We start from the raw sequence: 21865 nt of genomic DNA on the forward strand, positions 1-21865 counted from the left end.
GACCGAAAGAGGAACGCGGAGATGACGGTCTCTCGGCTGAACTGAACCGCAAGGGCTCATTTTTTTTAAGCGGCAAGACTAGTCAGCTTTTAGACAGCTCAGCCGTCCTAGAACGAGAATATCCATCCAGACAAGAAGGCTTGACCTCATCCGCCCAATTCGGCTTGGAGAAGGAGCCGGATTTACCCAAGATACTAAGTCGTGTGAGAACCAGATGCCTGAAAATATCTTTGGCCATCATCGCTGCGTCAGAGCAGCCAGCGTTTTCGGCTCTGACAGCTTGAGTGGGCTCCATCATGGCCCGCTTGGCTTCTCGATGGATCACCATGATGAGAGTTAACCTTTGGGGAGGGCGCTCAAGCGCATTTCCTTGATAATGTCATGCGGGAGACGACAATAAATGGATAGAGATTTGTCACAGCTCGACGGTGGTGGCTCTTTCGCGATTTCTGACTCCGAAACGTCCCAGTCCGAAGCCTCAGAACCCGGCTCTCCCCTCGCGGCGCATTGGGACGACGCTCTCACGGAGGCGCTGCCCTCCGCGGCGAACCAAGCCCGGTCGCAGAACCACGCCAATCAAGCGATACCTTGGCCGCCGCAGGGTTGGGATGAGACGATGGGCCTGACCTTTCGCTCCCTGATCAGGCTTCCTGCCCTGCCGATGACCCTTCAAGAACTAAGAGCGGGGAGCAACTTTCTAACCAGCCTGCCCGAGCTTCCAGCCGGACTGCAGAGGCTATGGGTTGGGCGTAACCAATTGACCAGTCTGCCTCAGCTTCCGGCAACGCTTGAAGAACTCAACGTTACATACAACCAGCTGACCAGCTTGCCCAGCCTTCCAGCCGGACTGCGCTTGATGTTGCTTGGACGCAATCAACTGACCAGTCTGCCCACCCTTCCGACGGAGCTCCGGGATCTTTCCGCTCCAAACAATCAGCTGACCAGCCTACCCGCTCTTCCAGCCAATCTTGAGACCCTCAACGTCAGCAATAATCAGCTAACCGAAATGCCTGAGCCTCTTCCCTCGCGTATGGAAATTCTAGATGCGGACGACAATCAGCTGGTCCGGCTGCCGGAACTGCCGGCTGGCCTCGAAAGACTTGATGTCAGCCACAATCAGCTGACGGAGGTACCGGCGAGCCTGCTGCAGCTAAGGAGCAACGCACTGGTCGATTTAAGAGACAATCCACTGCAAGAGCCAGTCCAAAGTGATCTAGCGAGAGCAACTACTGCTGCGGGCTATGCCGGTCCTCGAATCCGTTTCGCGCAGAGCGCGGTCCTGCCAGAAATTCTCCAAAACTGGCTGAGAGAAGACCCAACCACCCTGGCGACATGGCGAGGCTTCGCCGGTGAGCCCGGCGCTCAAGACTACGCTCGATTCCTCGTGCGGCTTGCCGGAACGGTGAACAACCAAAGTGACGAATTTCGGCAGGCCGTCGGCGAGGATCTGCGGCAGGCGGCAGCGAGGCCGCGACTGCGCGAGCTGTTTTTCCAGCTGGCCTCTGATGCGTGCGCAAGCTGTGAGGATCGGGTCACTTTGACATGGAACGGGATGCAGAGCGCGCGGCTCAATGCCGACATCGAGGATGGCCTGTACGACGATCGGCTCCCCGAGTTGCTCCAGCATGCCCGCGTCATGTTCCGTATGGAGGCGCTGGACGGGATAGCGCGCCAGACGGTCAATGAGCTAAATCTCACCCTCCCGGCCGACGAAGTCGAGGTCTATCTGGCCTACCAGAACCAGTTGCGCGAGCCACTGGAACTGCATCACGTAGCCGCCGACATGCGCTTTTTAACCGTCGCTCATGTCAGCAGCGACCACCTTGAGAGAGCGATAGTAACGGTCCGGGAACAGGAAGAGACAGCGCTTTGCGGATTATCTCGCTACCCGTTGGCAGCCTTGGGAATCAGTGTTGAGGCGCATTGCGCCCGAAGATCATGCAGCGATGGAGCAGCGGCTCGTCGACGCGATGGACGACGAGTTTCAAACTCGGCTAAATCAACGGCTCCTCGAAGCAGGGCTGATGGGCGACGCCGATGCCGAGCGGACGCTTGGACCTGACATCGTCAACGAGATCGCTCGCGAGATCAAGGGTGAGGTAATGCACCGGGTACTTAGGGCGAATGGCATCGAGCTATAATACACGGTCAAACCCAGGATTGCTGTCGAGAGCTCGGGCGATGACTTAATGACAGCCTTCGCCAAGCCAGTCGGCCTAAGAAGGCCGCTCTCGGCGAGTCCCCAGGTGAATTAGAAAAGAGACGCCTCAGTTTGACGACCGTAACAATGGTTGCGCATTGTCTCGCCCTAATTGTTACCGGATGCTGAGCCGTTGCCTCACGTAAATTGCTCCCTTGGAGCGGGGGCGACGATGGGGTGGCTAAGCATGGCAACGCGGAAGGAACTGACGGCGGCAGGAGGCGCGCGCTATCGGCGTTCGGATCGCGCGAAGAAGACGCGGATATTAGACGATTTCGTCGACATCACCGGATTCCATCGCAAGCATGCGATGCGACTACTTCGAGGTCAGGAAGACGCGCGCCCAAGCCGAAGGGCGCGACGTCGAATGTATAATGAGGTAGAACACAACGCGCTCGTGCTCCTTTGGGAGGCGTCGGACCGGATCTGCGGGAAGCGGCTGAAGGCGTTAATGCCTGGGTTGATTGAGGCGATGGAACGGTGTGGCCACCTCGACCTTGCCCCCGAGATCCGCGACAAACTTTTGGCAATGAGCGCTGCGACGATCGACCGCGCATTGGTGCGGGTCCGAGAAGGATTAGGTCGCAAGCGATCGGCGGCACGCGACGCACTCGTTGCGTCGCAGTGTTCCAATAAGGACGTCGGCAGATTGGAATGATCCGGCGCCCGGATTCGTCGAGGCCGACCTTGTCGCGCATAGCGGTCCATCTGCGCGCGGCAGCTTCATCCAGACCCTCGTGCTCACCGACATTGCTACCGGCTGGACGGAGTGCGCTCCTCTGATCGTGCGCGAACAGACGCTGTTGAGCACGGTGCTGACGGATGCGCGGCGGCGATCAGGGTGAGACTCTCATCCTGATCGTCGCGCTATACCTCCTCCAGCGACTTCAGCCGCTTGGCTTCGGAAGCTTCCATGCCGCCGAACTTGGCCTTCCAATTTTAGATCGTCGCCTCCGAGACCCCATGTTTGCGAGCCAGATCGGCTGTCGTCGCTCCGGCCTCATGCTCCTTCAACACTGCGATAATCTGCTCTTCCGTGAACCTTGCTCGCTTCATCTGTCCGTCCTTGCTCAGGCCGGACTCTAACTCCATCTGGAGGAAATACTCAGGGGCAGGTCACACAGGCAACAACTTCGGCGGTCCGTTTGAGATAGGGGCTGTCGCGTCAATTCGCATGGCTTCGAATGCGATGTTGCCGATCTCTTTGCCCGACCGTTTCAAGTGTCATCCGGCGCATTTTGGGGTTACATCACCAGTCGAGGAACCGAGGTAATATCTATGGGGCTGTACCTTGCCCGCGAGCTCTGCCCGGATGTGTCCCAAAGAATGGGCACTCAGGAAAAAGCGGCAACTATTTGCGTTTGCTTGATCCACGTTGATTGACGGAGCACGCGACGTGATTCGATGATGCGAACACTGGGCAGACGATTTCATGGAGGATATAATTGTAAGGCCCGATGGCGCCCGATACAGACAACGGCGGCTCGGCGACAGGAATGAGAACGGCCCAGTCAGTGCTCTCGCCGGGGCCGTTTTGTTGGCCGAGTGCAGGCCCCACAACTGAGGCGGCCTTACTCTCTGTTGTCTCCATCTGCGCTGATCTCTACGGGCGCGCCGGATCTATCATAGAGGGATTGCCGCAGCTCTGCTAGCCGCGCGTGGCTGAGCAGCGAAGGGCTTTCATTGTGTGCGCAATGCGTGACTATACAAGCTGAAAGCACGAACAGCGGATCGATAAGCGGCCAACTATACTACAGCGCTTAATTTTCGGCCCTGCCACGTGGCTATGTTAATCGATGCGGTCAGGTGTCGGGTCCGACGCCCCGGTCAATTGAGCGGCCCCAGCCTGGGGGCCGCCAACCCGAACGATACGGATTTTCCTCCAGCAGTCGGGGGCGCCTGGACCGGCTGGGGCCCTCAGCCGATGCACTGCCAAGCTGATTGTTCCTCGCCCGTCTGGCGCGCCAAAAGGGAAAAACCAGCAGCTCAATCAGTCGACATTGCGCCCGGCCTCTCGTTCCAGCCGCAGGCTCGACTGCACCCGGTTTAGATAGCCGTAAATGTAAAGCTTGAGGAGCACCGAGGGATGGTACGACGGCCAACCGCCGCCGGATCCGCAATCTCAAAGCCTATCTCAGCCAAACCGAGCGCATCGACAAATACGTCGATCACGCGAACCGGGCTGCTCTCGTCAATCAAGTCATCGAGGCATTCGGGGCAGCAGCGTCCGCTCCCACTGCCTCTTCATGAGCGCCTCACCAAGACTAACGGGGTAATCGTAACAGCAGCCCAGTGTTTCGATGCCAGGACGAGTTGCGGACACTAGCGAGTAAAAAAGCGAGTCAGTAACGAAGCCTTAGGTTGGCACAGCAGATGTAGTGAACTCCACGTAGGGGGGCTGCCAACGTCATCGAAAGCGCGTTCGTGCGCGCCAAGGGACGTCGAACAAGACCGCGCTCACGATGATCTTCAACTCGCGTCGTCTCGGTGGGGCAACCGCTGCCGAAACTCTCCCCCGTGTAAATTCGCCGGCGGAATCAACGTCGCCTGACCGCAAACTCAATCCGAGGCCGCCTGGCGCCTTCCGGCACCAAGATTCGGCGCTAGCTCTTTAACCCACGATAGGTCGCACCTTGGATCGAAAGACAAGTAATCGCAAGTCAGTTCTTCACCCGGTTGTATGTCACGGGCTGCGAAGATTCGACAATGATCGTCTTGATATGTGTTTGGCTGACTGCTGTGATTTATGAAACGGGCATTGTCAGCATTGTACTCTACAACACCATCATCCACATCGCGGTCTCTTGGATAGGCATGCTTGTCAAGTAAAGCTTGAAATGTTGGAGGTAAGGCTTCGTACTGTTCAGGCGTCACGGCAATGTCAACGATTGGATTATGAATCCAAACCAATGTACCTTTAGGTAAAAGAGTAGCAGAGAAAAGTCCGATGCCGCCAAAGTGGTCTGGCTTCAAAATGGTTTCAACAATCAACACTGAAATATCTCCAAAAGTGACTAACACCCAGCAAGCTAACTGACCTAAGTCCCGCAAATCTCCTGTAAGAATTGGTAGGGTCGTTTAATCGCGCCTCCGCCACAATTTCGATTTTTCTTCGATCTCTGCATTCGTTTCGGCGCTGTAACTGTCGGATCAGCATCTCGGCGAACTGGGCGAGCGTCAGCGGCGTAGTTGGGAGGATCTATGCACTGCTCTCAGAGGTTTCTGCGACTATCTCCCTCAAAAGAATAAGAAGGACATTGCTGGCCGGCTTTCCACGGAGGCGCTGGATGTCAAGAGCTACAACCAGGACACTGGTGTGGGCGGCAACGTCGGCGCAGCACTGGCTCAGCTGCGGAAGTCGTCGGTCGGCGCTAAAGCGATGGCGATCGCGCCCGGTATCCTGACCATTGCTGATCCCGAAGATACGGCACTGATAGACTCGGGGCGGATCGATGACGCCGCAGACCGGCGTTGGCCAGAGGAACTGCGGAAGGCTACGACCAGGATGTGCATCTGGGCTGACGGACCACCAGACCCGTCGTCATCAGTTGCCACCAGTTCAGTCGACCGGGGTTTCAATGGGACGCAGGAAGCAGCCTCTTTACTCCGAGGATGCTTCCCTTGTTTCGGGGCTTGAGGAGGGCCTTACGAAGGGCAATGCCGCCAAACGTGCCGTCAAGAACACCGTAGGTTTTTCTTCGCAGCTTTGGCGGCCGGCTCTCCAATAACAAGGAGGTGATGGCCGTTCGGCTGAACGATGAGTCGCTGAGCGACGATGCGTGCAAGTTGATCGGGACGGGTAGCGATCATCTGCACCGCCCACAAGGTCGCCAAGCTCGCAAGACTCGCTGGAGCAAGCTATCGTCCATTAGCAAGCCCGATACCAGAGCTATCTGGACGGGCTCCTAGCGTCGGGGGTGTACGTCGGCGTCTCCATTCGTGGTTGATGGATGAGCCGAACGTCATTGGGCCCTCCAGGCCCCACGATGGCGATGTAGCGCTCGCCGCGAATGTCGTATTGTTTTACCGGCTGCGCCGCGTCTGGCAAGAGACCCCAGCGGCCGAGCTTCGAGAGCATCGTGTCCGGGGCGGGTTGGGTGCCGTGCGAAAAATCCTCGGGAACGGCGAATGATGCAGCATAAATCTCGCGGACCGCCGGGGATGTCCTCTCAGCCCTGGCGGACGCCGAGGCGGCTTGATCCATCGACCGTCCAAGCAGCGCTGGCGAGGCCCGATTCGCCGGCCGTGCACTGGGCTGCGGAACGCTTTCCGGCCGAGAGCCGAGACGAATGCCAGCGCCTGGCGAATTGAGTGGGGTGCTTCGCCTCATCTCCGCCGCGGGCACGAACAGCGCAGTGTAGCGGTCATTGTGAACCACGAAACGGGTGGGTCGGCTGTCCTGGCTCGGCGGGACGCTGCTACCGTCAAGGGCAGCCGGCGTGTGCTGGTCGCCGTGCCGCGAGTTAAAGGAACGAACGGCCTCTCCTAAATCCAAGTCTTGGTGATGGCGTGCGGTTGGCTCGCGAGACGACGATGGGCCGGCGTCTTCCATCATCGCCCACAGCATATCCTGATCGTAACCTTCCGCAGGAAGGACGAACGTCGAACCGACCGCTGGCCCGAAAGGCGACGGTGCGCCGGCGTCCTCCATCAGCACAGGAGCGACTGAATTGCCGGACTCGCTCAGCTGGCGCCCAATGGCATCCCCTTCCGGCTGACCTAGCGTCCTCTGCCTCTTCGCAGGCCTCAACTGCCCCGCGTAATCCTCACCCATGAGGACCTCGTGCCTTTTAAGGGGGGAGCTCCTGGTCAGTTCGTTAGGAGCCGGCTGGTAGCTATCGCTCCAGCTGAAGTGATGCACGGCTTCTCCGGGATCCGGTGCCTGGTGATCGCGCGCGGTTGGCATGAGAGACGATGCTCGGATGGCTTCGCCCATCATCCCTCCCAGCGGATCCTGATCGTGATGTTCTGCAGTCAGCTCCTTCGGCCAACTTAAAGCTTCCCGCGGCGCGTTGTGCTGCGCAGCGGCGTCCCCGAGGCGTCTGGTAACTGCGTCTTCGGGATGAGGACCGCGGGCCCTATGGTGCCCAAGTTCCAACGCCTCGGTGAGTCTACGGTCTTCGTCAGACAGATGAGGATAGTAGTGATCTGGAATAGGAACCCTTGCGACGGCACTGGTATCGAGCTGCGGCACCTCATCCAAGTACGGCTCAAACTCCGCTTGCTGCTGTTGTAGCTCCGCGGCGTTGTGAGCAGCGCGATTTTGGTTGAATGAGTTGATACTGTTAAATGGGTCCATGTCCCCTCGAGTCCGTTCGCAATCGCGCGCAGATAGTGTCGCTCTCTGATTATGCTCTACTAGGATCAGCTGTCGACAAGCTGACGCGCTTAGAGACTTAAGAGAGCCAAATTGGCCAGCCCGACTGCCACACTCACCCGAGGGACGCGACCCGCTGCGGGCACACTACCAGCGGCTGTTCAACTATCAGTGGAGCTATACAGCCGCAACGTTATCTCATAAGCTCATCAAGCGCGCCGAAGACGCGGGATTACCTGGCGGTCCGCAGTTTCGTGGGACGCTCTTTCGCAGCGTCGGTAGCCGAGGCGGGAAGCCCCCGAAAAGTTGGCCGTCGGTCGCATTCCTTTCCTCACTTGTCGGCTTCTGGAAAGCCGCACCTGCCAAGATCAAACTGAATGTCCCATGCGCGAGGGGAACAGATGAACATCGATCCACCAAACGCATTAGGACCCTTGACCCAGAAGCAGCGGACGCAGCAACAGCCGGGCGGCCCTTCAAGCGCACAAACCAGCTCACCAGCACATCCGTCGCCGGATCAAGCGGACTTTGAGCAGCAGCTGAGCGAACTGCGGTCACACCGAACATCGGATTCAGCCGCCGCTTCGATCGATTGCCGGGTTGGATCACCCTCGACCCTGACGAGGGGCAATCGAAGAGCGTGCGCCATCCAGGAAAGCGAGCGGTGCCCGGCCGAATCCTTCGTCAGGGGGCGCGCTGAACTTGCCGCATCGCTAGCCGGAGCGAGCGTTAAGGCGCTGAAGAACGAGATCAAACTCGCTGCGCAGCGAGCCGCACAGTGGCCACGAACCACCGGATCTTATGCCGGCAGCGTCGAAGTCGACCGCATTTTCGACGATGTGGTGGCATCATCGTATCTGCCGCTGCATCGTTTTCAGAACGAGGACATCGATTGTGAGCCTATTCTAGACGAGGAGGTGAGTGCCATCGCGCATGTGCGTTCCCTAGCGGGTTTGCGTGCTCAGGCTAGCCCGCATGTTTATAAGGCTGCTATCTGCTCGGACGACGAAAGGGAGGACGAAATTGATATGGCGCGTCTCGCGGCGTGGCACACGAAAGGCGTTACAGAGAGTGCTTTTGTGTCATTGTCCCAGACCCCCTCGCGACTGCTCCTTTCAAAGGACCACAGCGAGAATGGCGCGAACGCAATTGCAAGGAACGCGAAGAAGCTGCACACTTATACGGTACCAAGCGTCACCGCCTGGCCGATCAGAAAGATCAACGATATTCTAGAGCGTGGGCATGCTCCCGGAGATGAGGAGCTGCGAGATTGGTTAGGGGGAATACCGCGCGAGGAGACCGAGGTCTTGTTTCTGGGCGGCAATCTAGCTGATTATTGGACAGCCAGCGTGGATAATCCGAACATTGCTAGCACACCGCAAGATCGTATGCCGATCAAGAAAGCAAGGATCACCTTCGATACGCCCGAGATGATGACGGGCTCTCGAGCTCATTGCTCATCCGATTCCGGCCACTGACCCTCTCAGTCCTGACGAGCTATCGACTGCGGTCGGATCGCACGCGACCGGCGCCCCTGCTTTCAGATATTTGAAAGTCAGCGTGCCGAGCGCTTGCGCATCCGGTCCGAAGGCCGGGACCCTCGTCGGGTCGATAGCCCAAGTCAACGAAAGCGATCATGCTTCGCCGATAAGGACCTGTTTCACGGAACCGACCGTGATGCTGTCTTACCCACCAGGTGCGTCGTAGGCACCAAGCGTGAATTTGCGTCTTACCCAATGTTACCCAACGCTGGTTTGAAAACCAGCTCAAGGCAGAAAAATGACGGATTAGCATCCCTTCACCGCGCCCCCGGACGACGAGGGCGCGTGGGTTTACGGGCCAAAGAGCCTAGGAGGGAATGATGACAAGGAAGCTCGCCGCTTTTCGCGGTTATTGGATGAGCCTTGCCCGAAGCGTTCTCATCTGCTGCACGGTTTTGGCTGAAACGGGCATGATATTCACCCAAGCCAGGGCGGACGAGATCAACTGGCGCCAGTTTGAAGGCGCGTCGATTGTCTGGGCCTATGACATTCATCCGTATGCCGACGCGGTCGCAGCCCAGTTGCCGGAGTTCGAGAAGCTCACGGGCATCAAAGTGACGCCCGAGCTTTATCCGGACGATGCCTACTGGAATAAGTTGACAATCCAGCTCAGCACCAAGTCAACGAGCTGGGACGTGGTGGGGACGGGCATCCAACCAGCATGGGATCTTGCGCCGGGTCAATTGCTTGAGCCGCTCGACAATTATCTGAACGATCCGAGACTTACGGCGGCGGGGTACGACTATCAGGATTTCTTTCCTGCACTTCGAGATGCGCTGACCTGGAAGGTCAAAGAGGGGCAGATCGAGCCGGGAAGTGGACAGGTCTGGGCCATTGCGCATGGCTTTGAGAACATCCAGCTGCTCTACCGCAAGGACATCCTCGACAAGTACGACGTTAAAGTCCCAACGACTCCTCCGGAGATGTCCGCGGCCTGCGAAAAACTGAAGGGCGCGGATCCCGCGATCACACCCCTTGGCGTGCGCGGCGTGCGATTTTGGAGCAGCATCCACACGGCCGCGATCTCGATCGTCAGGTCCTATGGGGTGCATGATTTCGTCCTCAAGGATGGCAAGACGGACACTGGCCTCGACTCGGCGGAGTCGATCGCGTTCCACAAGGACTATGTGGACATGATCAAGAAGTGCGCGGCTCCGTCGTTTGCGAACGACAATTGGTACCAGGTGGTCGATGGCATCAGTTCGGGACGCACGGCGATGGCGATCGATCTCAATATGTTCGGCTTTTGGAATGACGTGGCCGGCAAACCTGGCTCGGGGAAGATCGCATTCGCGCCTCCGCTGCGCGCTCCTAACAGCAAGAATTTCGAATCCAACATCTGGATCTGGTCTCTTGCGATGAATGCCGCTTCAAAGAAGAAGGGGGCAGCCTGGCTGTTCATCCAATGGGCAACGTCAAAGCAGGTCGAACTGAACGGAGCCGTCGCTGCCAAGCTCGTCAACTCTCCGCGTGCCTCTACCTGGAGTGACAAGGCTTGGCTCGAATATGCGGCAAAGCCTGAGTTCAATAACTTCGTGGACACGTTCAAGACCGTGCAGGATAGAGCAAAACTCGCATTTACAGCTCGTGTTGGCTTTGCAGAAGCAATGAACGCTTGGGCCGTCGCTATGCAAAAAATGGTCAACGGAGCTGACGTGAAGGCCACGCTGGCTGATCTCGCTTCCGAGATCCGCTCGTCCATGTGAAACGCGCTGGCGGCGAGCAACATCGCCGCCCTGCATTTTAAAGATGAACTGAGATGGACATCCGAGGATCCCGCGGGCTCGTGACGCTGCAGTCTTCGACCAGTCAACTTGCATCGCCAAAACGCAAGGCGGTCAGCGTGCAAGATCCGCGCTTTGATTGGTGGAGCGTTGCCGCAATCACCCCCGCTATCATCGTACTTCTTGGCTTTCTTATCTTGTTTTTCTATGGCGTGTTTCAGTCGCTGACCGATCTCAAATTCGGCCGGCCTTTGGTTCACTTCATCGGCCTCAACAACTTCGCGGCATTGATCAAGACAGGAGATTTTTGGAATAGCGTTCGTGCCACTCTTGTTTACGCCGGATCGGCGGTGCTTGCGCAAGCCGTATTGGGTCTGGCGCTTGCCAAGCTGTTTGCAACTGACGTCTTCCTGGCGCGCGTGATGCGGCCCGTCATTCTCCTGCCGCTCGTCCTGCCTCCGATGAGCGTAGCGCTCATGTGGACGACAATGATGGACCCGCAAAATGGAATCATGAACTACCTGCTCTCCCTGGCAGGCATAGGCAGATTTACATGGATTTCAGATCCAAACAGCGCGATGTTCTCACTCGTCCTTATTGACGTTTGGACCTATACGCCATTCTTCGCCCTAATCATCTTCGCCGGTCTTCAGGGCATCAATGAAGAGGTCAAGGAGGCCGCGCGTGTAAATGGCGCGAAGGGCTGGGCAACCTTCCGGCACATCGAGTTGCCGCTGATTGCGACATACATCCTGATCGCCGCCGTGTTTCGGCTGATCGAATCCCTCAATCAGTTCGACATCATTTTTGGGACAACGCAAGGTGGCCCTGGAAATAGCACCTCCGTACTTTCGGTGCGAGCTTACGTTACCGCGTTCCAGAATCTCGCCTTTGGGCGTGGTGCCGCACTTATGGTCGTCAATTGGATGATCGTGTTAATCGCAACGTTTGCCAATGGTGAAGCTATGGCGCCTCGTTCGGCAGCGCGTAAGCTGAGGATGCAACCCATGCGATTGAAGCGCTCCACCTCCGTCAATGTGCTTCTGAACCTGCTCGTCGGCATTTGCGCATTGATCTTGGCCTTTCCACTTGTCTGGATCGCCATGATGTCGCTGAAGCAGCAGGCTGAAGTGATGACTTGGCCGCCAACCTTCCTGTTCGTGCCTACGCTGGAGAATTTCCGTGTCCTGTTTGATGTCAGCCAGGCCGGAGCGACCAGCTATGGCACCATCAAAGTCGACTTCCTAACGCCGGTCACGAACAGCGTCGTCATTGCGCTGGGCTCCGTAATCATCGCGCTGCTCATTGGAGTGCCAGCCGGCTACGTCCTAGCCAGGCGAGACATACCTTTCAAGGAAGACATTGCCTTCTTCATTTTGGGCTTCCGCTTTGCCCCCGTCCTTTTGGTCGTCATCCCGCTCTTCAGCGTCTTTCAGACGATTGGATTGTATGACACCTATATCGGGATGATCTGGGTCTACCAAGTCGTTACATTGCCGATGATTGTTTGGCTGAGCCGGTCCTATATCGAAGACATCCCGAAAGACATCGAGGAGGCAGCTGCCATGGATGGCGCCAAACCGGTCCGAGTGGTGCTGCACATCGTGCTACCGCTTTTGAAACCCGGCCTGATCGGGGCCTCGTTGCTCATCTTCCTGCTTGCTTGGCACAACTTCGCCTTAGGTCTGATCCTCACTTCGACCAAGGCGCCGGTAACGGTCGCTCTTCTCAAGCTGCTCAATCCAGGCGTGCAATTCTACCCGGTCATGGCCGCAGGGCTGGTCGTGACGATGATCATTCCCGTCATTCTGATCGTAATCGGTCAGCGTCACCTTGAACGCGGCCTAACCTTCGGTGCCGTAAAATGAGCGTCCGGCCATTAATGTTCTTCGGAACGACGAATCTCGATCTGTGCTTCAATGTCGAGCGGCTTCCAACACGGGGTGAAAGCCTGATGGGTACGGTGAGACGTCACCCTGGAGGAAAGGGCGCGAACCAAGCCGTCGCGGCCGCCCGCCTCGGCCTAAAACCACACTTCTACACGCATCTCGGTGATGATGATGCCGGTCAGTCGCTTTTAAAATCGCTCATGGAAGCCGGCGTTTGCACTGATGCAATTACGATCTGTACAGGCGAAGTCTCGGGCTTGGCCGTGGTTATGGTCGCTGACGACGGCTCCAACATGATCGTCATAGACCCAGGCGCCAATTCGAAGGTGGCGCCGGACATGATCGAGAGCGCAATCAAATTCATAGAGCGCGATACAATCGTCGTCGCAGAAATGGGGATGCCGATCCCCGCGCTCAATCGGCTGTTCGAGATGAAGCTTAAGAAGGGCTTCGAGCTTATTTTCAACCCAGCCCCGGTGAGGCCAGGTCTGCCACCGGCCGCCTGGAGAAACGTTGACTTCGTCACGCCGAACCAGACGGAAGCTTTCGAGCTGACGGGCATCAAGGTGTGCGACTTCGATAGCGCCGCGCGCGCGGCGGGGAAGCTGCTTGACCTCGGGCCCGGTGCCGCGCTGATCACGCTCGGGGCGCAGGGAGCATATTACGCTGATGCCACGCGCTCCTTTGCTCTTCGGGCGTTCCCCGTCAAGGTCGTCGATACCACGGCCGCAGGCGATGCCTTCAACGGGGCATTCGCAGCGTCGCTCGCTCAGCGGCTGCCTCTAGAGGAAGCAGTGAGAAGGGCGCTAGCGGTGGCTGCCTTATGTGTAACACGGCGCGGTGCTCAAAGCTCAATGCCGACTGCCCAGGCAGTTGACGAGTTTTTACAGTCTCAAACGATCTTGGAGTTGGAATGACCGTACAGTTCTCAGTTGCAGACCGAACGGTGCTCGTCACCGGGGCAGGTGGCGGTATTGGTTCTGCCATTGCGAATGCATTTCGCCAGGGAGGCGCGAACGTCGTCGCCACCGATGCCAATCTAGAGAACCTCAGAGATACTCTGCCAAGACTGCCCTATGGCAATGGCATACTGCCCATGGCTATGGACGTCGCGCGCGAGGAAGACGTCGGTAGGGTCCTCGAAGAAATCGCCAGGCACTTTGGCCGGCTGGACGTGCTGGTCAATAATGCAGGCATAAAATCTGCCCAGCCGCTGCTCAGCGGCAGCGCTGAAAAAATTGAACGTACGATCCAGATCAACTCGATCGCCGTCCTGCGCTGTTCGAAATTGGTCGTTGAGCGCTTCATGAAAAGCAAAGGCGGACGCATTGTCAATGTGGGCTCCTCGCTGTCATCGCAAGGTGCAGTTTTCAACTACCAGGCCGGCGGGGGTGACTATTGCCTTTCAAAGGCAATCGTTCACGACATGACCAAACTACTTGCCTATGAATGCGCGCCCCTCAGCATCAACGTGAATGCGATCGCGCCTGGCATCATTGATACTCCCATGCACGGTCGCCCGCGGGAGGAGACCGAAGCTCGCCATGGTGGCCGGATCCCATTAGGACGGGTTGGAGTGCCTGAGGATATCGCAGGGCTAGCCGTCTTCCTCGCGAGTCCTGCGGCTTCCTACATGACAGGACAGATCGTTCACGTGAATGGCGGGATGCTGATGAATGGCTAGCCCAAGCTCTCATCTTGACTGGCCGTCAGTCGCTGGGATCATTTCGGATCTCGATGGCGTCCTCTATCGCGGAGATGCCGCAATTGTCGATGCCATAGAAGCATTTACGCGTTGGCGGGCGGCCGGACTGCCCTTCTGTTTCGTGACAAACAATTCGACCCACACGCCGGAGGACGTCGCCCGCAAATTGCAAGCATTTGGCCTTACAATCGTGCCGAACGAAGTGGTTACCAGCGCGATCGCGGCCGCAGAACTCGCGCGCGCGAAGTACCCGGACGCGAGCCGCGTATATGTCATCGGCGCGACCTCGCTTGTGAATGCGGTCGCCGCGGTAGGTCTGGACGTGACTGACCAAGAGCCGGAGATCGTGGTGATGGGTCTCGATCGCCACATCACACATGAGAAGATGCGGATTGCGATTGAGGCGATCTTGAACGGTGCCGCCCTCATCGGCACAAACCCCGATCTCCTCTTGCCAACCGCTAATGGATTCGAACCGGGAGCAGGAGCAATAATTACGGCTGTGGCTACTGCTACCCAGGTCAAGCCGCTGATCGTTGGTAAGCCCGAGCCGCACATGATCGAAACGGCGCTTTCCCGCCTAGGGACGGTGCGCAGCGCCACACTGATGATCGGTGACCAGGTTGCGACGGATATTCAGGCCGGTAAGCGAGCTGGCCTTCCGACCGTGCTGGTCACGACCGGCGTTCCGCCCCGAGAGAATCCTTCCCTGGCACGACCAGATTTCATCGTATCGAGCCTGGCGGAGATTGAGATCCCGGCCGTGGTTGGAAGCCCGCGACAGAGGAGAGCGTGATGGCCGACGTTCGTCTAGAAGGTGTCAGCAAGGCCTACGGGACTATCCAGGTACTGCGGAATATCGACCTCGCAATCGACCATGGCCAATTCGTCGTCTTCGTTGGGCCATCCGGGTCGGGTAAGTCGACGCTGCTGCGCATGATCGGAGGGCTGGAGCGAATTAGCGATGGACGGCTGCTGATCGATAACGAGGTCGTCAACGACGTTGATGCGGCTGATCGTAACCTTGGCATGGTGTTTCAGAGCTACGCTCGCTCTCTATCCGCATATGACTGTCCGCGAGAATCTCGCCTTTCCTCTCCGCATGGCGAAACTTAGTAAAGCCGACATTGATGCCAGGGTTGCCCAGGCTGCATCGCTGTTGCAAATGGATCACCTCCTGGGTCGTAAACCTCGACAACTGTCCGGCGGGCAGCGGCAGCGCGTGGCAATTGGCCGCGCCATTGTGCGTGAGCCAAAGGTGTTTTTATTCGATGAGCCGTTGTCCAACCTGGATACGGAATTGCGCGTCCAAATGCGGGTTCAGATTGCCAAGCTTCACAAGCAGCTTGGCAACACGATGATTTATGTGACGCACGACCAAATCGAAGCCATGACCATGGCTGACAAGATCGTCGTGCTCAAGGAGGGCGTTGTCGAGCAGGTGGGGAGCCCGCATGATCTCTACCACAATCCGGCGTCCCGGTTTGTCGCGGGATTCATCGGCTCGCCCAAAATGAATTTCCTAGGCGGCAAGGTCGAAGCAGCGCATGAGTTGGGCATGGAGGTTCGACTGGATGCGGGTGCGCTGGTCTGTGTCCCCGTGGAGGCGGACAAATCGCTGATCGGCAAGCCGATCACGCTTGGCATAAGGTCCGATGATTTCTCCTCATCGTCCGCAGAGAAGGATATCGCGATCGACCTCGATCTCGATTTCGTCGAGCATCTCGGCTGCGTCACTTACGTTTATGGCAACGCCGGAAAGGAGGCAGTCGTGGCAAAAGCGGCAAAGCCTGATCCGCTCAAAAACTCCGGAAAAGTTCGTCTTGCGGCTTCCCCGCCGACTGCCATCTGTTCAAGACGAACGGAAAAGCTCTGCGGCAGTTGCATGCGCCCGCAAATTGGAGCTAATTTTAGTTAGTCGCCAAAAGCGAACGCGGTCTATAGCCACGGGCGGTCGAGGTGAAGGGAGGCGGTATCAGGCAGTTCTTCCGGAATTCCCGTTCGTTTGTGCTGGGGGCGGGGATCGGATCGGGCATGGCTGCGAGAGCGGCCGAGCGAGCAGGGGCAGATTTCGTGCTTGCGCTCAATGCCGGCCGATTTCGCGCGATGGGCGGCTCTTCACCCGCCTCAATCCTTCCAATCCGCAATAGCAATGAATTCGTCGCCGGCTTCGGTCGGACCGAGATCCTGCCCAGCACGAAATTGCCAGTATTCTTCGGCGCTTGTACCTTTGATCCGCAGCTCGATATCGATCGCTGGCTCGACCGGATCAGTAGATGGGGTTTTTCGGGGGTTACTAACTTCCCTTCGGTCATCCACATTGATGACTACAGGAGGTCGTTGCTTGAGAAATCCGGCCTAGGTTACGCTCGCGAAATTGAGCTGCTGGTGAAGGCGGCAAAACGTGGCCTGATGACGATCGCCTATACTCGAACTCAATCCGAAGCAAGGCGCATGGTAGAGGCTGGTATCCAGGCCATCTGCATCAACTTCAATCTCAATCGTGGGGTTGAAAGCGCATCTGACCCATCGATCAGCTTGTCGGAGCTTGCCGCGCGCACGAGCGCAGTCGCGCGTGTGGCTCAATCCGTCGACCGAAACGTGATCTGCCTCCTCGGCGGCGGCCCGATAACGAAGCCTGACGAACTCTTGGATATCTGTGGCGAAACAGGTGTCAAGGGCTTCATCGGTGGCTCCTCCCTCGATCGCGTCCCGCTGGAGATGTCTGTCCTTGAGGTCACCTCCGGCTTCAAGACTCTTCACTTATTGCGGGAGAAGGTCGATCTTCTTGAGCGCCAACTCCAGTTGAGCGGCTTCAGGCACGGCGTCATCGCACAGTCCTCAATCATGAAACGCGTTCTAGAGAATACAAAGCGCCTGGCGTCCCATCCCAATCCTGTGCTCGTTTGGGGCGAGGCCGGCTCGGGCAAGCGGAGGATAGCGAGCCTCGTCCATGCCTTCAGCGACCGCAAGCACGCGAGGGCAACGCTGTTTCAATGCCGACCCGGTTCGCCCATCGATACGGTCGGCGCGCTTTTTGGGGCCGAGCGCGATCAGAGCAGGAGACGCCAACTGTCGCTGCTGGAAAGTGCAAGCGATACGACCGTGTTGCTGCTGCATCTCGATCAGCTTTCGCGTGACGGGCAGGAACGGCTTGCCGATTACCTCGAGACTGGTAGTTTCTCGCCCTTGAACGGCGCATCGATTGTGCGCTCCAGTGCTCGAATTATCGCAACTGCGACGGTCGCCCGCGGGGCGGGCCTTCAAACGGTGCTATGTCCCCGGCTGCTCGGGTTGTTTTCGGGGCTCGACATCAAGCTACCTGCCTTGCCAGACCGACTGGAGGACCTCCCTCAGCTGGTTCAACATTTCACAGTCGAGGCGAAGGGCGATTCGAATGCCCAAACGCTGGCAATCGAAAATTCTGCATTTTTGGCGCTCGCTGGCCATAATTGGCCCGGCAATTTAAGGGAATTGCGTCAGATCGTGAACCAACTCGTGACGCTCCCAGATGCGCATATCAGCGCGGGCGTCCTCAGGCCGCTGTTGAACGCGTCGGCACCAGCTAAGCCGAAAAATGCATTCTCCGAGCGGGAATGGATCATAGAAGGCTTGAAACGAAACAGACTTCATCGCGGAAAAACAGCTAGTTCTCTGGGGCTTTCAAGAAAAACTCTATACAACAAAATCAAAAAGCTGCGGATCTTAGAGTAGCAATCCCAGTGTTCACGTTGCTCAAGCGAGCCGCTCGAAGCGGCCGCATCCAAAAGCGTCAACATTGGTTTGACGATCCGTGCTGGCCACGGCTTACCAGCTCCATTTGCTCAGTGAATTTGGTGTGAAACGCGCCGTCGGTCGCCAATTGCTCGCTACGGAGCTTTCGTCCACAGCATGCCATCGCACCACACGTGTTCCACGCGCCCCCATTCACAGGCCGCTGCGACATGCGGGAAGAACCCACGTCCGTGTTGGTTGGCGCTCGTATTGCAAAGCAGCGGAATGCCTGTGAGCGATTCGTATTCGACGAGAAGCTCGGCAATTTTGTGCTGAGAGGTCCTGCTAATCGTCTGCAATCTTGCAGATCCGTCGAGATGTATAACCGCGGGAATTTTGTCCCGCCATTCTGCTCGCGTCTGGTGATCGAAAAGCATATAAGGGTCCGGCGTCCCGGGAGTGAAAATCTCCGGCGCACGATCTTCCAGGCATATCGGCGCCACTGGCCGGAAGTGTTCTCGATGTTTGATGTCGTTGAGATAATCCTTCATTCGCGGCGATGTGGCGGCTGCCAGAATACTTCTGCTACCCAATGCCCGAGGTCCAAGTTCGGCGCGGCCGGTAAGAAAAACAACGGGCTTGTTGCTGGCGAGGATAGTTGCGAGTTCATGCATGCCACAGGGCACGGCGTCCCATTCGGGCGGCACATCGCTACCATGCAGTGCCGGACCACTGTAGACCGACCACTCCAGCGGCCCGAATCCTTTGTCCGCCATTGCAGAGCAAGCGGTTCCGATTGCAGAGCCACTGTCGTTTGGAAAGGGGGGCACCCAGACAGCGTCGAACAGGCCTGCCGCACGTAGCGCACTGTTCCACTTGATATTGAGCCCGCAGCCGCCGGCTATGCACAAATTGCGTGTCGCAAAACACGAGTGCCGCTGCAAAGCAATTGCCATTTCGCGCACAAGCAGACGCTCGAGGAAGCAATGAAACGATGCGAGCACATCTTCGGGTGCCTTGGCCTCCAACCGGCGCTCGCTAGCATCGAAGAAACCATGCACAGCCGCAAGCTTAGATTCCATACTTTTGATGTCGGTACGATAAGTGGCAAGCTTCGTGTCAGCCGCAAAGCGCTGTTGATAGAGCTCCTGAAAGACCGCGACGATGGCTTCTTCAACAGACCCGAGGGCGATATAAGCCATCAGCTTGCCTGCAAGACCCAAGTTGAGCTTGCCGGCACCGCCAGGGTCCATCTTGCCGGGGTCGCCTAGGTCCCAGTTGGCGCGGTTCGCCTGCTTATACGGCCCAAAGTGAAGGCCCGCGGCGGCATAGACGTGCCCAATCACTGGGAACAGGCACTCGATGAACCGTGCCCCCTGTCGTCCTACATGATAGAGACGTGGAAAGGTGCCGCCATCCCACAAGAGGCAGAAAGCTCCCTGTCCAGCTTTGGCAAAGGGGCTGGTGCAGTACGCGGCGGCGAGGTGGCTCGTGACGTGCGGATAGCTTCTATAAGGGAAATCCCTGCCGCGGAGCCTGAGGCCAAAACCGTCCTGCGAGGTCAGAAGGCCCTCTGCATGGCGTTCAATATACGATGCCCCTTTGAGAGTAATAGGAACGCTACCACTGAGGATCCGGAACTTGGAGGCCACCGTCCCAACCCAGCCGTCGATGACGAACTGATCAACCTCCCGCGGGTCGAGACCGTGTTCCGCCAAAGCCCGCACGATTGCATCGAGATTCTCGATCGTTTGATACCGCCGATTGTTGCTCCGCTTCTCCTGCTCGATACAAAAGATAAGCCGGCCGTCCTCAATAAGGGCTATCGCTCCGTCATGCGTCAGCTTGATACCGCAGATGCGCATAATGCCTCCGTGTTTAATGCGGGAAATTCGATTATTCGAAGATCAAATCGGACCGCGAGGGCATGCGGGCAAGCAGTCGCCGCGGATCGAATCATTCACACGCCGCTCACGCTCGATCTCGATCAGCACGTCATCCAGCACGTGACGGTGTCGGTATCGGCGGCGTGCTCCAACCGGAGATCCGATCATTAGATGCCCCGCGTAGCGCAGTGCATGATTTGCGCCAATGCGAAGGAAAGCCGTCGCGGTTTCCGGGCCGAGCCTCGCATTCACGACCGAGCAGTGCATCGGGATCGAGAAAGAATCTCAATGCTTCAATCCAATCTCGACCGTCGTGAAGGAGGGAGTCTTGCAGAGGAAAGTGTAAGCTGTAGCAGGAGCGCGGCCCACTTCATTCTTCTTGTCAGCTCCAATTTGACTTGCTTTGCCAGGTCGGTTGCGTCTTTGCAACATTGTCTGTTCTCGCATGGCTCGTCATAGGACGGGACGACTTCTTAGTTTCAAAGAGCGTGCCAATCGCCAGTGCTGCTTTTCTGCGCCTATTCTCATCGGGCGGCTGTCGCGAACAGAACGGAATGACCTGATCCCGACAGTGCGTTGCAGATGCTCCCTCTCGATTGCTTTCGATGAGGCTTGCGCAACGCCAAAGCCGCTTTCCGGCAGAATGAGATGGCTGCGCGATCTCTCTGCGCCATCTGCATTAGATCATTGCGCCAGCGGTGGAGACGCGCGGACTAGACGTCGGCTGTTTGGCTGCCTCTGCGGCCATCCGCACTTCTTCGACCGGGCGCGACATTCAGGGCACCAGCTTTTGCGTGGATTGGTTGACAGACGCTGGAGAGCAGGCAATTACCGTAAGAAACCACGGCCGCTCGGGGATGCATTGAGGTGTTGCGGGCAGCGCGGCGCGTAGGTTCAACGGGCGCGAATACCTTGCGATTGGGCCCCGTCGTTGCGCTGACGACCCTGCTTCGACACTCAGTCGAGTTAGACGAAGTGGGCCTTTCTGCGCCTGGAGCCCACAAAGCGCCCGAGGGATGTATTGCCCTTCGGCATTTCGATAGTTTCGGCCGAGACAATCGCACCCAGAATAAACCAGCTGTTTGGCTGCAGTCGCGTATTCAAGCTGCCGATCCATTGTTGGTGGACAACGTACGCGATACCGTCAGCCTTTACTTACTCCCGCCAAACCGGCTCCTTGTCCTCAGCATGGACAAAGAAAAGTGAGACTTAGCCGCTTTATCGCAAGCAGCCGGTCTTGCCGATAATAGCGGCGTAGCGGAAGGTGCATTCCCAGCTCCATCAACTTATCAGCCAGTCTCGAGATTTGTAGTGAACAACGAAGCCTTGTTGCCGGACATCCGTGAGTTCCTAGGGCTCTGGGAACGAACTTTCAACACGCACGCACCGGATCGTCTGGTTGCGCTATACACAGATGACGCGATGCTTCACGGTACATCGAGCGCTAAGCTCTATATCGGCGCCAAGGAGATAGGCACTTACTTTCACGGCAGCGCTACCGTGAAAATGGACGTATGGCATTCCGTGGTGTTGGCGCACAACGTTTCCTTGGTGGTGGGAAGTTATGTCTTTTCACAGCTGTGGAAAGGTCACCAGGTAACCACGCCGGCTCGATTCACTTTCGTACTACGCCGCCAGGACGGCGAGTGGAAAATCGTTCATCACCACTCATCCGCTACTCCAGCCTGAAGGCTGAACCAAGCTAATACGCGCGGATAAGCAAGCTCGTCAGCTCTTCATCCCATATGCGGGCCGACAGCGGGCTACTTGCCGCCTATGGCTCTTCTTTTTGATTGGTGCGTGCACGCCGGCAAGGGGGCACTAGCTGCTTCCGCCGAGCGGTCGCCACATGCAATTATTAGTTTTCAGCATGCGGCGTGCCCGAAAAG

At 57.6% G+C, this 21865-nt stretch carries 12 protein-coding genes and 4 pseudogenes; 11 read left to right on the forward strand and 5 right to left on the reverse strand.

The features are described 5' to 3' along the window. Positions 1-616 precede the first annotated feature (616 nt). Complete coding sequence (locus ACVW1B_RS00110; protein WP_456821162.1) at positions 617-2062, forward strand: NEL-type E3 ubiquitin ligase domain-containing protein; 1446 nt, start codon at positions 617-619, stop codon at positions 2060-2062. 310 nt (positions 2063-2372) lie between these two features. Further along, positions 2373-3036: pseudogene (locus tag ACVW1B_RS00115) on the forward strand (ISNCY family transposase); the annotation flags it as partial. Positions 3037-3073: 37 nt separating this feature from the next. Here the strand turns inward: ACVW1B_RS00115 and ACVW1B_RS00120 are convergent. The 4 genes and pseudogenes from ACVW1B_RS00120 to ACVW1B_RS00135 form a co-directional block, all read right to left on the reverse strand. Beyond that, positions 3074-3256 (reverse strand): annotated as a pseudogene (locus tag ACVW1B_RS00120) (transposase); the annotation flags it as partial. A 937-nt stretch (positions 3257-4193) separates the two neighbouring features. Next, positions 4194-4399: pseudogene (locus ACVW1B_RS00125) on the reverse strand (IS5/IS1182 family transposase); the annotation flags it as partial. A 360-nt stretch (positions 4400-4759) separates the two neighbouring features. Then, on the reverse strand, positions 4760-5194 hold the full coding sequence (locus ACVW1B_RS00130; protein WP_081334933.1) for an SET domain-containing protein: 435 nt from the start codon (positions 5192-5194) through the stop codon (positions 4760-4762). An 895-nt stretch (positions 5195-6089) separates the two neighbouring features. Continuing rightward, on the reverse strand, positions 6090-7499 hold the full coding sequence (locus ACVW1B_RS00135) for a hypothetical protein (RefSeq protein ID WP_253603924.1): 1410 nt from the start codon (positions 7497-7499) through the stop codon (positions 6090-6092). A gap of 419 nt (positions 7500-7918) precedes the next feature. On the opposite strand from ACVW1B_RS00135, the gene ACVW1B_RS00140 reads away from it, so the two are divergent. The 8 genes and pseudogenes from ACVW1B_RS00140 (at position 7919) to ACVW1B_RS00175 (ending at position 18090) form a co-directional block, all read left to right on the forward strand. Continuing rightward, complete coding sequence (locus ACVW1B_RS00140) at positions 7919-8995, forward strand: hypothetical protein (protein ID WP_253587991.1); 1077 nt, start codon at positions 7919-7921, stop codon at positions 8993-8995. Between the two features lie 383 nt (positions 8996-9378). Then, entirely contained in the window at positions 9379-10764 is a 1386-nt protein-coding gene (locus tag ACVW1B_RS00145) for an extracellular solute-binding protein (protein ID WP_253636006.1), read from the forward strand. Positions 10765-10844: 80 nt separating this feature from the next. Further along, positions 10845-12650 (forward strand): ABC transporter permease, encoded by a 1806-nt coding sequence (locus ACVW1B_RS00150; protein ID WP_253603920.1) that lies wholly within the window; start codon positions 10845-10847, stop codon positions 12648-12650. Next, positions 12647-13588 (forward strand): ribokinase, encoded by a 942-nt coding sequence (locus tag ACVW1B_RS00155; protein ID WP_253603918.1) that lies wholly within the window; start codon positions 12647-12649, stop codon positions 13586-13588. Before ACVW1B_RS00150 ends, ACVW1B_RS00155 begins: the two co-directional genes overlap by 4 nt. After that, positions 13585-14355, forward strand: a complete 771-nt coding sequence (locus ACVW1B_RS00160) for an SDR family NAD(P)-dependent oxidoreductase (protein WP_253603916.1) — start codon at positions 13585-13587, stop codon at positions 14353-14355. The genes ACVW1B_RS00155 and ACVW1B_RS00160 overlap by 4 nt, the downstream gene beginning before the upstream one ends. Continuing rightward, on the forward strand, positions 14348-15172 hold the full coding sequence (locus ACVW1B_RS00165) for an HAD-IIA family hydrolase (RefSeq protein ID WP_253603914.1): 825 nt from the start codon (positions 14348-14350) through the stop codon (positions 15170-15172). The genes ACVW1B_RS00160 and ACVW1B_RS00165 overlap by 8 nt, the downstream gene beginning before the upstream one ends. Continuing rightward, positions 15172-16284 (forward strand): annotated as a pseudogene (locus ACVW1B_RS00170) (ABC transporter ATP-binding protein). The gene ACVW1B_RS00165 and the pseudogene ACVW1B_RS00170 overlap by 1 nt, the downstream one beginning before the upstream one ends. A 51-nt stretch (positions 16285-16335) precedes the next feature. Continuing rightward, on the forward strand, positions 16336-18090 hold the full coding sequence (locus tag ACVW1B_RS00175; protein ID WP_309144990.1) for a phosphoenolpyruvate hydrolase family protein: 1755 nt from the start codon (positions 16336-16338) through the stop codon (positions 18088-18090). Positions 18091-18245: 155 nt separating this feature from the next. Here the strand turns inward: ACVW1B_RS00175 and nodU are convergent, their stop codons facing one another. Next, a complete protein-coding gene (nodU, locus tag ACVW1B_RS00180) occupies positions 18246-19955 on the reverse strand; it encodes a nodulation protein NodU (protein WP_253603905.1) in 1710 nt (569 codons plus the stop codon). A gap of 1332 nt (positions 19956-21287) precedes the next feature. Between nodU and ACVW1B_RS00185 the strand changes: the two genes are divergently transcribed. Continuing rightward, positions 21288-21665 (forward strand): nuclear transport factor 2 family protein, encoded by a 378-nt coding sequence (locus tag ACVW1B_RS00185; RefSeq protein ID WP_069276333.1) that lies wholly within the window; start codon positions 21288-21290, stop codon positions 21663-21665. Positions 21666-21865: the final 200 nt, after the last annotated feature.

The sequence above is a fragment of the Bradyrhizobium sp. USDA 4502 genome (assembly GCF_054063355.1).

Excerpts from the sequence above, each read along its gene's own strand:
- ACVW1B_RS00110 (WP_456821162.1), top strand. The coding sequence starts at position 617 with ATGGGCCTGACCTTTCGCTCCCTGATCAGGCTTCCTGCCCTGCCGATG.
- ACVW1B_RS00135 (WP_253603924.1), bottom strand. The coding sequence starts at position 7,499 with ATGGACCCATTTAACAGTATCAACTCATTCAACCAAAATCGCGCTGCT.
- ACVW1B_RS00140 (WP_253587991.1), top strand. The coding sequence starts at position 7,919 with ATGAACATCGATCCACCAAACGCATTAGGACCCTTGACCCAGAAGCAG.
- ACVW1B_RS00145 (WP_253636006.1), top strand. The coding sequence starts at position 9,379 with ATGACAAGGAAGCTCGCCGCTTTTCGCGGTTATTGGATGAGCCTTGCC.
- ACVW1B_RS00155 (WP_253603918.1), top strand. The coding sequence starts at position 12,647 with ATGAGCGTCCGGCCATTAATGTTCTTCGGAACGACGAATCTCGATCTG.
- ACVW1B_RS00160 (WP_253603916.1), top strand. The coding sequence starts at position 13,585 with ATGACCGTACAGTTCTCAGTTGCAGACCGAACGGTGCTCGTCACCGGG.
- ACVW1B_RS00165 (WP_253603914.1), top strand. The coding sequence starts at position 14,348 with ATGGCTAGCCCAAGCTCTCATCTTGACTGGCCGTCAGTCGCTGGGATC.
- nodU (WP_253603905.1), bottom strand. The coding sequence starts at position 19,955 with ATGCGCATCTGCGGTATCAAGCTGACGCATGACGGAGCGATAGCCCTT.